The 12,073-nt window shown below is 59.0% G+C and carries 13 protein-coding genes; 6 read left to right on the forward strand and 7 right to left on the reverse strand.

What is annotated here, in order from left to right:
* Window positions 1-380 precede the first annotated feature (380 nt).
* Together dtpA and gstA are read left to right on the forward strand one after the other, a co-directional pair.
* Window positions 381-1,877: a dipeptide/tripeptide permease DtpA gene (gene dtpA / locus MHZ89_RS01095; RefSeq protein WP_311781512.1), complete on the forward strand. Its 1,497-nt coding sequence runs from the start codon at window positions 381-383 to the stop codon at window positions 1,875-1,877.
* Window positions 1,878-2,022: 145 nt separating this feature from the next.
* Window positions 2,023-2,628 carry a glutathione transferase GstA gene (gene gstA, locus MHZ89_RS01100; protein WP_271152007.1) on the forward strand — a complete coding sequence of 202 codons (606 nt, stop codon included), beginning with the start codon at window positions 2,023-2,025 and terminating at the stop codon, window positions 2,626-2,628.
* 36 nt (window positions 2,629-2,664) lie between these two features.
* On the opposite strand, the gene pdxY is transcribed toward gstA, so the two are convergent.
* The 5 genes from pdxY to anmK form a co-directional block, all read right to left on the reverse strand.
* Complete coding sequence (gene pdxY / locus MHZ89_RS01105) at window positions 2,665-3,525, reverse strand: pyridoxal kinase PdxY (RefSeq protein ID WP_120452879.1); 861 nt, start codon at window positions 3,523-3,525, stop codon at window positions 2,665-2,667.
* Window positions 3,526-3,589: 64 nt separating this feature from the next.
* Window positions 3,590-4,864: a tyrosine--tRNA ligase gene (tyrS, locus tag MHZ89_RS01110; RefSeq protein WP_311781513.1), complete on the reverse strand. Its 1,275-nt coding sequence runs from the start codon at window positions 4,862-4,864 to the stop codon at window positions 3,590-3,592.
* 134 nt (window positions 4,865-4,998) lie between these two features.
* Window positions 4,999-5,655, reverse strand: coding sequence for a pyridoxamine 5'-phosphate oxidase (gene pdxH / locus MHZ89_RS01115; RefSeq protein ID WP_269949090.1), 657 nt, complete (start codon window positions 5,653-5,655; stop codon window positions 4,999-5,001).
* Window positions 5,656-5,660: 5 nt separating this feature from the next.
* Entirely contained in the window at window positions 5,661-5,993 is a 333-nt protein-coding gene (locus MHZ89_RS01120) for an MliC family protein (protein WP_311781514.1), read from the reverse strand.
* A 17-nt stretch (window positions 5,994-6,010) separates the two neighbouring features.
* Window positions 6,011-7,126 carry an anhydro-N-acetylmuramic acid kinase gene (anmK, locus tag MHZ89_RS01125; protein WP_311781515.1) on the reverse strand — a complete coding sequence of 372 codons (1,116 nt, stop codon included), beginning with the start codon at window positions 7,124-7,126 and terminating at the stop codon, window positions 6,011-6,013.
* A 268-nt stretch (window positions 7,127-7,394) separates the two neighbouring features.
* On the opposite strand from anmK, the gene slyB reads away from it, so the two are divergent.
* On the forward strand, window positions 7,395-7,862 hold the full coding sequence (gene slyB, locus MHZ89_RS01130; RefSeq protein WP_311781516.1) for an outer membrane lipoprotein SlyB: 468 nt from the start codon (window positions 7,395-7,397) through the stop codon (window positions 7,860-7,862).
* A 41-nt stretch (window positions 7,863-7,903) separates the two neighbouring features.
* Here slyB and slyA read toward each other — a convergent pair whose 3' ends face one another.
* Entirely contained in the window at window positions 7,904-8,341 is a 438-nt protein-coding gene (gene slyA / locus MHZ89_RS01135; RefSeq protein WP_311781517.1) for a transcriptional regulator SlyA, read from the reverse strand.
* A 152-nt stretch (window positions 8,342-8,493) separates the two neighbouring features.
* Here slyA and MHZ89_RS01140 point away from each other — a divergent pair, with 152 nt between their 5' ends.
* The 3 genes from MHZ89_RS01140 to MHZ89_RS01150 are packed head-to-tail and all read left to right on the forward strand — an operon-like array spanning window position 8,494 to window position 11,601.
* Complete coding sequence (locus tag MHZ89_RS01140) at window positions 8,494-8,739, forward strand: DUF1656 domain-containing protein (protein ID WP_311781518.1); 246 nt, start codon at window positions 8,494-8,496, stop codon at window positions 8,737-8,739.
* On the forward strand, window positions 8,736-9,593 hold the full coding sequence (locus tag MHZ89_RS01145; RefSeq protein WP_311781519.1) for an HlyD family secretion protein: 858 nt from the start codon (window positions 8,736-8,738) through the stop codon (window positions 9,591-9,593). The genes MHZ89_RS01140 and MHZ89_RS01145 overlap by 4 nt, the downstream gene beginning before the upstream one ends.
* 7 nt (window positions 9,594-9,600) lie before the next feature.
* Window positions 9,601-11,601: an FUSC family protein gene (locus MHZ89_RS01150; RefSeq protein ID WP_311781520.1), complete on the forward strand. Its 2,001-nt coding sequence runs from the start codon at window positions 9,601-9,603 to the stop codon at window positions 11,599-11,601.
* On the opposite strand, the gene MHZ89_RS01155 is transcribed toward MHZ89_RS01150, so the two are convergent.
* Window positions 11,602-12,069: a hypothetical protein gene (locus tag MHZ89_RS01155; protein ID WP_311781521.1), complete on the reverse strand. Its 468-nt coding sequence runs from the start codon at window positions 12,067-12,069 to the stop codon at window positions 11,602-11,604.
* Window positions 12,070-12,073 lie beyond the last annotated feature (4 nt).

Below are 12,073 nucleotides of genomic sequence, written 5' to 3' on the forward strand. Positions count from 1 at the left end.
TGTTGTTCACATTAGCTGATAAGTCGATCACATACGAAACAATAAACTGGCTAATTAACCAACTACGACACCTTGGCCTGCAAAATAAGGCAAAAGCAGCTTATATGGTTATTGTTGTTACCCATAGCTGAAAAACAAATGTTTATTCTGATAAAATCATCCGCACTGAAATTAAAATCCATTTAACAAACGCCGTTCGGGTTTTAAACCTTACGCAACCCTGGCTTTACAGCACTGAAAAAATTCTTGCCCTGATGCGCGTTATCAGCCACATTAGGCGCCGCTTTTCCCTACTAATAACAATGTCGCGCATGGAAACCTGACATGACGCGGACTTATTTCCTGTCGTAAAACAGGGTACGAGAAAAACTGAGGTACACGTGTCAACTGCAAACAAACACACTGATGAGGCCGTCAGCCTCAATGCGTTCAAACAGCCGAAGGCGTTCTACCTGATCTTCTCAATTGAGTTGTGGGAACGTTTCGGCTTCTACGGCCTGCAGGCCATTATGGCTGTTTACCTGGTGAAACAGCTGGGCATGTCGGAAGCGGACTCTATTACCCTCTTCGCCTCTTTTAGCGCGCTGGTCTACGGCCTGGTGGCTATCGGCGGCTGGCTGGGCGATAAGGTGCTCGGCACCAAACGCGTCATTATGCTGGGCGTGCTCGTGCTGGCGCTGGGTTATGCGCTGGTCGCCTTCTCCGGCCATCACGTCGGCATGGTCTATATCGGCATGGCGACCATCGCGGTGGGCAGCGGTCTGTTTAAAGCTAACCCCTCGTCGCTGCTCTCGACCTGCTATGAGAAAGACGATCCGCGTCTCGACGGCGCCTTCACCATGTTCTATATGTCAATCAACGTCGGCTCGCTGTTCTCTATGATGCTGACCCCCTGGCTGGCGGCAAAATATGGCTGGAGCGTGGCGTTTTCGCTTTCAGTGGTCGGCCTGATCATCACCCTGCTTAACTTCCTGTTTTGCAAAGGTCTGGTTAAGAACTACGGTTCTAAGCCCGATTTCGCGCCGCTGAACGTTGGCAAGTTGCTGATGACGCTGGTCGGCGTTGTGGTGCTGGTCGCCATCGCGACCTGGCTGCTGCATAACCAGACTATTGCGCGCATCACCCTGGGCGTAGTTGCGCTGGGCATTATCCTGATCTTCGCGAAAGAAGCCTTTGCCCTGCATGGCGCAGCGCGCCGTAAAATGATCGTGGCGTTCCTGCTGATGGTTGAGGCGATCGTCTTCTTCGTGCTCTATATGCAGATGCCGACTTCGCTTAACTTCTTTGCGATTCGCAACGTCGGGCACACCATTCTGGGCATTACCTTTGAGCCGGAACAGTTCCAGGCGCTGAATCCCTTCTGGATTATGCTGGCGAGCCCGCTGCTGGCGGCGGTCTATAACAAGCTGGGCGACAAGCTGCCGATGCCGTTTAAGTTCGCTATCGGCATGGTGCTCTGCTCGGCCGCCTTCCTGGTGCTGCCGATGGGCGCGAAGTTCGCTTCAGATGCTGGTATCGTCTCGGTTAACTGGCTGATCCTCAGCTATGCGTTGCAGAGCGTGGGCGAGCTGATGATCTCCGGGCTGGGCCTGGCGATGGTCGCGCAGCTGGTGCCGCAGCGTCTGATGGGCTTTATTATGGGTTCCTGGTTCCTCACCACCGCTGGCGCAGCGATGATCGCCGGTAAAGTGGCGGGTCTGATGGCGGTACCTGAAAACGTAACCGACCCTGTCGCCTCGCTGAGCGTCTACAGCAGCGTCTTCCAGCAGATTGGTATCGTTACCGGCGTGATTGCCGTACTGATGCTGCTGACGGCACCGCTGCTGAACCGCATGACGCAGACGCCGCAGGCGGAGCTGGAAAAAGCGCAGGCCTGATTATTCAGCTTCTATGCAGCCGGGCCATGCGCCCGGCTTTTTTTTATCCTTTTTCGGACCAGACAGAACGCTTGACCGCGGTCACTGGCAAATCCGCGGCGACGCATTAAGCTGCAATGATGCTGTCGCAACCCGGAGGTCCAAAATGAAACTGTTCTGTAAGGCTGGCGCCTGCTCTCTTTCGCCGCATATCGTGCTGCGTGAGTGCGGGCTCGACTTCACCCAGGTTAATGTCGACCTGATGAAGAAAGTCACTGAATGCAGCGAAGATTACTGGCAAATCAACCCCAAGGGTCAGGTGCCGGCGCTGGAGCTGGATGACGGCACCGTTCTGACCGAAGGCGTGGCGATTGTGCAGTATCTGGCGGATCTGAAGCCCGATCGCCAGCTGCTGGCGCCGGTCGGCAGCCTGACGCGCTACCATACGCTGGAGTGGCTCAGCTTTATCAGCAGCGAGCTGCATAAAACCTTCACCCCGCTGTTTAAACCCGACACCCCTGACGACTATAAACCTCTGCTGCGCGCCCGGCTGGAACAACAGTTCCGCTACGTCGATAAGGCGCTGCAGGATAAGCAGTGGCTGATGGGGCTGCGCTTTAGCGTGGCGGATGCCTATCTCTACGTGATGGTGCGCTGGGCGCATGCCCTGAAGCTGGAGCTGGATGGGCTGTCCGCGCTGGAAGCCTGGTTCCAGCGCGCCTCCCAGCGGCCCGCGGTGCAGGCGGCGCTGAAGGCGGAAGGGATAGCGTAACAAGCGGGGCCGACAGGATATCGGCCCGGTGCGAGCTTACAGAGGCTCGGCGGTAAAATGCTGGGTCGGCTGCGCGATAGCGTCCTGCGCCGCCACCAGCTGGAGTTCATATTCGCCCATGGCATGGGTCGTCAGCATCACTTCGTAGACGGCGGCGGTGACATGCTCCAGAGCGCTTTTCAGATCCTTGCCGTGTAGCAGATTCACCAGCAGCAGGCCGCTGGTCAGATCGCCTACGCCGACCGGTTGCCGCACGCCGAAATCCACCAGCGGGCGGCTGATATGCCAGGCCTCTTCCGCCGTCACCAGCAGCATCTCGAAGCGATCGCTGCGGCGTCCGGCGCGCGCCAGGTGTTTCACCAGCACCACGCGCGGCCCCTGCGCAATCAGCGCGCGCGCTGCCGCCGTCGCCTCTTCTACGCTGGTCACGCTGCGCTCGCTGAGCATCTCCAGCTCCAGCAGATTGGGCGCAATAATGTCGCTGGCGGGCATGGCGTATTTGCAGTGATACTCCGCCACGCCGGGCGCCACGATACACCCTTTTTCAGGATGGCCCATCACCGGATCGCAAAAGAACCAGGCGTCGGGGTTAGCGGCCTTTACCATACGCACGATTTCAAGGATCTGTTCGCCCTGCTCAGCGGAGCCAAGGTAGCCGCTCAGTACCGCATCGCAGGTTTTCAGGCGATCGATATCGCTGATGCCCTTGACGATATCCGTCAGGTGCGTCGCGGGCATCACGGTGCCGGTCCAGTGACCATACTGGGTGTGGTTGGAGAACTGTACGGTGTTAAGCGGCCAGACATTGGCCCCCATGCGCCGCATCGGAAACTCGGCGGCGGCGTTGCCAGCGTGGCCGAATACCACATGCGACTGAATTGCGAGAATATTTTTCATTATGTTCTGTACTGCCTTGCCCTTGCCGTCCATAAAAAAGGGCCGGAGACCGGCCCTGAAGCGCTTACTGCCAGACAATCAGGCAGTAGTGTTTTTTACCGCGACGCAGCAGCGTGTAGCGACCAAACAGCTTATCGCTCTCGCTAAAGCGGTATTCCGCGTTTGACTGCTTCTCGCCGTTGATGGTGACGGCGTTTGAGCCGATCATGGTGCGCGCCTGACCGCGTGACGGCACCAGCTCAGCATTCACCAGCGCCTGCTGCAGATCGTCTTCCGCGCCCAGCTCAACGGTCGGCATGCCATCCTGCGCCAGCTGTTCGAAGTCCGCTTCGGTCATGTCGCTCAGCGCGCCGGAGAAGAGGCTTTCGGTAATACGCTTCGCCGCGGCGAGACCCGCTTCGCCGTGTACCAGGCGCGTAACGCTCTCGGCGAGCACATACTGCGCGCGCGGCGCTTTGCCGCTGTTCTTGTCTTCTTCTTCCAGCGCGTTGATCTCTTCCAGGCTCAGGAAGGTGAAGAACTTGAGGAAACGGTAGACATCGGCGTCCGCAGTATTGATCCAGAACTGGTAGAACTTATACGGGCTGGTTTTCTTCGCATCGAGCCACACCGCGCCGCCTTCGGTTTTACCGAACTTGGTGCCGTCCGATTTGGTGATCAGCGGCACCGTCAGGCCAAAGACCTGATTCTGGTGGAGGCGACGCGTCAGGTCGATGCCGGAGGTGATGTTGCCCCACTGATCGGAACCGCCAATCTGCAGCGACACGCCGTGACGCTTGTTCAGCTCGGCGAAGTCGTAGCCCTGCAGCAGGTTGTAGGAGAACTCGGTGAAGGAGATCCCCTGGTCGTCGCGGTTCAGGCGCTGTTTCACCGCTTCTTTGTTGATCATCTGATTCACAGAGAAGTGTTTGCCGATATCGCGCAGGAAGGTCAGCACGTTCATGCCGCCGAACCAGTCGTAGTTGTTAGCGGCGATAGCGCTGTTGTCGCCGCAGTCGAAATCGAGGAAAGGCGCAACCTGCTTGCGGATCTTCTCGACCCACTCGCCTACGGTTTCGCTGGTATTGAGTTTACGTTCTGCTGCTTTAAAGCTGGGATCGCCAATCAGACCGGTGGCACCACCCACCAGCGCGACCGGCTTGTGTCCGGCATCCTGAAAACGTTTCAGGCAGAGCAGCGGCACCAGATGGCCCAAATGCAAGCTGTCAGCGGTCGGATCGAAGCCGCAATAGAGGGAGATCGGCCCTTGCGCCAGTCGCTCTGCTAACGCTTCCTCGTCCGTTACCTGGGCGATTAAGCCCCGTTCCTGCAATTGTTGTATCAGGTTACTGCTGGTCATCACTGACTCCAAATTGATCAGACTGCACCTATGCTGGTACACAGCTCTCCGCTGAGTGCGGAAAAAAAAGAGGGCTATAGCATAAAGCGCTGGCGACTTCTGTGCCAGCGCTGAGAGAGGAGAAAAACGCTGTTTTACGGGGCTAAGCGGTCGATTTTCCAGCCGTTGTCGTCGCGCTGGTAGAGGAAACGGTCATGCAGGCGATGTTCGCCTCCCTGCCAGAACTCCATGGTATGAAATTTAACGCGATATCCGCCCCAGAAACTCGGCAGCGGCACCTCTCCCTGCTGGAACTTCTGCTTCAGCTCGAGGAACTTGCCCTCCAGCACGCCGCGCGCCGAGATACGGCTCGACTGACGCGATACCCAGGCGCCGATCTGGCTGTCGCGCGGGCGGCTATGGAAATATTTCAGCACTTCCAGCGCCGACAGTTTCTCCACTTCGCCCAGCACCATCACCTGACGCTCAAGGAAGTGCCACGGGAAGTGCAGCGAAATGCGCGGATTGCCGGCAAGATGCTGCGCTTTGCGGCTGCCCAGGTTGGTATAAAACACCAGGCCGTTGTCATCGTAGTGTTTGAGCAGCACGATGCGCTGGTAAGGCTGGCCCTGCTCATCCACCGTCGCCACGGTCATGGCGGTGGGATCGGGCAGCTGCGCCTCGCACGCCTGCTGCAGCCAGGTTTCAAACAGCGCCAGCGGCTGGTCCGGCAGATCCTTGCGGCGCAGCCCGCCGCGCGTATATTCGCGACGCAGGCTGGCGATATCTTGCAGAGTAAAATTAGTGCTCATAGGGGTCACTCAACATGAACCGACTGGCTGGCAGGCTGCAGCGCACAGTCGTTAACGACGATTTTATCGTCACGCTCGATAAAGGCGGTTTCGCCTTTGCTCCAGAATACATATTTCCCGTCGCTGTAGCGCGCGCCTGAGGCGGAAATCGCTCGCTTCAGCGTTAATGGCTGGCCGTCCATAATAAAGCTGACCTGTTCGCTGGCGTTGTCGAGCGTGACGGTCAGCGGCAAGGTTCCACAGCGATAGTGCAGCGTTTGCGGCGCTTCAGCCTGCTTGTGCATCAGGCCGCAGCCCGAGAGCAGCAGCGCGGCGGCAAAAATTAACCCCTGTTTCATCATGATTCTCCTTACGGTCAAAAGAGCGGATTAGCCGGATAGATAGCGCCGAGCACGCTTTTTTCGGCCGCGCCGGTTACGGCGGGCAGATTGCCCGGCAACCCGGAGAGCGTCCGGCTGGCAAGCCAGGCGAACGCCAGCGCCTCCATATCGTCGCCGCGAATGCCCGCCGCATCGGTGGTGGTGACTTCGGTTCCGGCCAGCAGCGCGGCGAGGCGCGCCATCAGCAGCGGATTGCGGCCACCGCCGCCGCACACCAGCAGCCGATCGCAGCCGTCGTTGAGCTGTACCTGCTGGGCGATAGAGACGGCGCTCAGTTCCGTCAGGGTCGCCTGCACGTCCTGCGGCGCCAGACCCGGGAAATTCTGTAGCTGGCGTTCAACCCAGCCCAGATTGAAATATTCGCGACCGGTGCTTTTCGGCGACGGCAGCGCAAACCAGGGATCGCGCAGCATCTGCTCCAGCAGCGCGGGCACCACTTTGCCGCCGCGCGCCCAGCTGGCATCCTGATCGAAAGGCTTGCCCTGATGGCGCCAGATCCACGCATCGATCAACATATTGCCGGGGCCCGTATCGAAACCGCGCACCGGCTGGCCGGGCAGCAGCAGAGAAAGGTTGGCGATGCCGCCGATATTGAGCACCATGCGGCGCTCCACCCCATCCATCAGCAGCGCCTGATGAAACGCGGGCACCAGTGGCGCGCCCTGACCGCCCAGCGCCATATCACGGCGGCGGAAATCGCCCACCACCGTAATGCCCGTCGCCGCGACAATCTGATTATTATCGCCAATCTGCAGCGTGTTGGGCGCGTCGCTTTGCGGCTCGTGCCAGACGGTCTGGCCATGACAGCCGATCGCGACGATATCGCTCGGCTCCAGCGCCTCGCGTCGCATCAGCGTATTCACCGCTTCGGCGAACAATCGGCCAAGCCGCGTATCAAGCTGGCCAAGCTGCGAGAGCGTCAGCGTCTGGCCCTGGCAAATAGACAGAATCTGCTGGCGCAGCTCGCCCGGCATGGGATGGCAGTAGCTGGCCTGTTGCGCCACCATATTCTCATCAATGGCGGCCAGCACCACGTCAACGCCGTCCAGGCTGGTGCCTGACATAACGCCGATATAACGTCCTGATTTCATTTCGGGTCCTTAAGGCGATTCAACTTTGTTAAGTCTGGCAAATTCTTACGCCTGATTCGACGATTACCTGATGTTTTTCACCGACTTTATGTAACAGGTAACATTGCAGGGCTTTTTTTACCGTCCGGTTGAATTTTTGTTGATCGCCAATAGTCTATGCTTGGGTTCACCATGTTTTACTCAGACTAAGATTAATTTGCTTTGTGTCTTATACTGTTTGCAGGATTTCGCGATACACATGGCGCATTGCTTAAGAAAGGAGTGACAAATGATCAAGCGTTTCGTTGCGGTCGCACTGGCTGGTATTACCCTGGCCGGGTGCGCAAATAACAGTACCCTGTCAGGCGATACCTACAGTGCCAGTGAGGCCAAACAGGTTCAGAGCGTCTCTTACGGCACGCTGGTGTCGGTTCGCCCGGTTAAAATTCAGGGCGGCGATGACAGCAACGTGATCGGCGCTATCGGCGGCGCGGTGCTGGGCGGTTTCCTCGGCAACACCATCGGCGGCGGCACCGGTCGCAGCCTTGCTACCGCAGGCGGCGCTATTGCAGGCGGTCTGGCGGGCCAGGGCGTGCAGGGCGCAATCAATAAGACCGACGGCGTTGAGCTGGAAATTCGTAAAGATGACGGCAACACCATTATGGTGGTGCAGAAACAGGCGGCTACCCGCTACTCTGTTGGCCAGCGAGTGGCGCTGGCGTCTAACGGCAGCCAGATTACCGTTTCGCCACGCTGATCGCCTCAGCAAAAAAAACCGACGCCGCTGCGTCGGTTTTTTTATTTTTCCCGATTCTGTAGTTCGAGAATATTTTTTTCCAGACGGGCGATCAGCGTCACCATCTGGTTGATCTCCTCGCGGCTGATGCCGGCCAGGATATCGTCGCGGGTCGCGTCGATAACGCTTTCCACCTGCTCAATAATCGGTTCCGCCTGACGCGTCAGCTTGATGCGCTTTGCACGACGGTCGTTAGCGCAGGTCGAGCGGGTAATCAGGCCTTTCTCTTCCAGCTGATCCAGCGTACGCACCAGCGACGGTTGTTCAATGCCGATGGCCTTCGCCAGCTGGATCTGCGACTGTTCTGGCGGCAGCTGATGAATATTATGCAGCGTGACCCAATGGGTCTGCGTAAGCTCAAGCGGCTTTAAGCGCTGATCGATCAACGCGCGCCAGATGCGCACCAGCCGAGACAAATCCGTTCCAAGGGGCGTATCCATTTCATCTCCTTATAATTAGCTTGCTAGCTATCAAGCCAGATTTTACACTATTCTGCGAGTTTAAAGGACAAATTACAAACCCCAGGCGAAGCCGCAGCGCTTCATCTACGCTTTTTGAGACCGATGCCCGGGTGATATCAGAAGGACGATACGTGACAATTTCTCCCTTTCATGCGGCCAGCCCCCTGACTGACCTGGTGTTCGGCGCTTCGCTGTTTTTTCCACCGCTCTTTAAAGCTGTCCTGCTCGGCTTCTTTTTCTGGTTGATTCTCCATCCGCTGCTGCGCGGCTGGATTTACTCGGGCGATATCTGGCATCCGACGCTGCTGGATCTCTCTCTTTTCGTGCTTTGCGTCGCCGCCGCGCTTTTGCTGCTGGGACAGGGATACTCGCCATGAAATTTAACGCAGTGAAATACTTTTCGACCTTGATTGTCTTCGCGGCCGCCCTGCTGGCGGGCTGGTGGATGTGGAACTACTACATGCAGTCGCCCTGGACGCGCGACGGCAAGGTCCGCGCCGAGCTGGTGCAGATTACGCCCCAGGTTTCGGCGCGCATCGTCTCCGTGGCGGTGAAAGATAATCAGTTTGTGCATCAGGGGCAGACGCTGCTGACGCTGGATACCGTACCCTTGCAGATTGCGCTGGACAACGCCGAGGCGCAGCTGGCGAAAGCGCAGGCCGATCTGGCCAAAGCGCAGCATGAGGCCCGCCGCCGCGCCAGCCTGCCGCGCAATGTGATCTCCGCGGAAGATCTTGACGCCGCGCAGCTCAACGCCGCTTCGATGGCCGCCAGCGCCAAAGCAGCGCAGGCGGCGCTGGACCAGGCGCGCTGGAACCTGCAGCAAACCACCGTGGTCGCGCCGACCGACGGCTGGGTCAGCAACCTGACGCTGCGCGTTGGCGATTACGCCACGACGGGCACGCCGCTCTTCGCGCTGGTCGACAGCCATTCCTATTACGTCATGGGCTATTTCGAAGAGACCAAGCTGCGCCATATTCGTCCCGGCGCGCCGGCGCAGATCGTGCTCTACAGCAATGGCGCGCGGCTGCAGGGCGAAGTCGAAAGCATTGGGCGCGCCATCTATGACCAGAGCATCGACAGCGACAGCGGGCTGGTGCCGGATATCAAACCGAACGTGCCCTGGGTGCGGCTGGCGCAGCGCGTGCCGGTACGCATTCGCTTAGCCCAGATACCGGATAGCGTGCCGCTGGTGGCGGGCACCACCTGCACTATCTCCGTACAGCCGTGAGCGCGTCATGAATCTGCAATGGCTGGCATGGGATCAGCTGCCCTGGGTTAAGGCAGACGCGAACCAGTGGCGCTACGCGCTGCGTAACGCTATCGCGATGTGCCTGGCACTCAGCATCGCCTACGCGCTCGATCTGGATGAGCCTTACTGGGCGATGACCTCAGCGGCGGTCATCAGCTTTCCCACCGTCGGCGGCGCGATAAGCAAAAGCCTGGGGCGTATCGTCGGCAGCCTGATGGGCGCGGGCGCCGCGCTGCTGATCGCCGGTCATACCCTTAACGATCCCTGGCTGTTTACCTTTTTTATCGCCGGCTGGCTGGCGTTCTGTACCGGCATCGCCAACCACTATCAGAATAACGTGGCCTACGCCTTTTCGCTGGCGGGCTATACCGCCGCGATTATTGTTTTCAGCAGCGTTGATCTGACCGACGCGACGGATCTCTGGACCCTGACCCAGGCGCGCGTATGCGAGGTGATTTCAGGCATTTTGTGCGCCGGTTTTATGATGATGGTGCTGCCGAGCACCTCGGACGGCGAGGCGCTGATTACGTCGCTGCAGAAGATGCATACGCGCCTGCTGGAGCACGCCGGGCTACTGCTGCAGCCCACCGACGTCGAGAATGTGCGCGCCGCGCATGAAGCGGTCATCAGTCAGATTCTCACTATGAACCTGCTGCGCATCCAGGCGTTCTGGAGCCACTACCGTTTTCGCCGTCAGAACAATGTCCTTAACTATGTGCTGCACCAGCAGCTGCGCCTGACCAGCGTGCTCTCCAGCCTGCGCCGCATGCTGCTTAACTGGCCCGATGCGCCGCAGGCGCTCTACGACGCCATCAGCGCGCTGATGCAGGAGCTGGCCAGCGCGGAGTGCAACAAATACCGGCTGGCGCAGATTCTGCGCAGCGTGACGCCCGCTGCCGACGGCGATTACCGTCAACGCGCGTTTTGCCAGCGGCTGCGCTATTTCTGCTGGATGTATCTGAACGTCAGCCGCTGGATCCGTCTGCTCGCCCGCGCCGATGCGGATACCCGCTTTCAGCCGCCGCGCGTGCCCTCGCTGGCGCGGGAGAGCGACAGCGCCGAGGCGGGCTGGAGCGCGCTGCGCACCTTTTGCGTGGTCGTCGCGGGCTGCGCCTTCTGGATTACCACCCAGTGGTCTTCCGGAGCGGCGGCATTGACGCTCACCGCCATCGCCTGCGTGCTTTACTCCTCTGCGCCCTCACCGAGCGGCAGCGTAACGCTGCTGTTAAAAACCCTGCTCTGGCTGTCGCTGTTCAGCTTTGTGGTAAAGTTCGGCCTGATGGTGCAGATCTCCCAGCTGTGGCAGTTTTTACTGTTTCTGTTTCCGTTATTGCTGACGCTGCAGCTGTTTAAGCTACAGCAAAAGCAGCGCGCCGCGCTCTGGGGCCAGTTTATCGTTTTTATGGGATCGTTTATCGCGGTCACCAACCCGCCCAGCTGGGATTACGCCGATTTCCTCAATGATAATATCGCCAAAGTCTGCGGCGTGATGCTCGCCTGGCTGGCGTTCCAGATCCTGCGCCCCAGCTCCGACGCGCGCCGCAGCCGCCGCCATATCCGCGCGCTGCGCATGGCGTTTCTCGATCAGCTGCGCCGCCGTCCGCGTCTGAGCGAAAGCCGCTTTGAATCGCAGATCTACCATCGCATCAGCCAGCTGAGCAGTAGTCGCGATGAACAGGCGCGCGTCTGGCTGCTGCGCTGGGGCGTGGTACTGCTTAACTGTTCGCATATCGTCTGGCATCTGCGCGACTGGCAGCCTGCGTCGGCCACGCTGGCGCAGATGCGTGAGGCGAGCCTGCAGGATTTGCAGCGCATTATGAGCGCGCGCGGCGTGCGGCACAGGTCGCTCGACCAGACGCTGACGAAGCTGGATGAGATGATCCGCCAGCTGGTGGCGGATGGCGATACGGAGGCGAATACGCTGGCGGGCATTTTGTGGCGCTTGCGCTGTTCGCTGGCGCAGCTGAAGCAGGCGGTGCCGGAATAGCTATTTACAGTACTGCAGCTGCTGGCGTTCAAAATCGGCCTGCAGCTGCGCCAACGTTTTACGCTGCTCGAAACGGGTTTTATCATTGGGGGACATCGGCTCAATCACCAGCTCGCGCTCTTCCGGCGAGTAGATAAAACGACGCCGGATTTCGCTGCCGGTAAAGCTCTTGCCGACAATGCTGCCGCACACCATGGTCATGCTGGTGTGATAGACCGCCGTTTGCTCGAAGTTAGTCTCGGTTGCGCTGCGCAACACAAACTGGCAGCCCTTCTCTTCAAGCCGCTTACGCGCGCTGTGGCTCAGCCACTCACGCCCTTTCGCAATATCTTCACACTCGCCGCGCGCCGGGTTGACGTCAATGGTGCGCTGCAGCTGACGTCCTGTTTCGGTCATAAGCTGGGTCGCATTGGGTTGATCGCAGCCCGCCAGCAGCAGACAGAACAGCAGTACGCCTGTTCTTCTCATTCCT

This window comes from Pantoea sp. ACRSB, assembly GCF_022346905.1.
GTDB lineage: Bacteria > Pseudomonadota > Gammaproteobacteria > Enterobacterales > Enterobacteriaceae > Pantoea > Pantoea piersonii.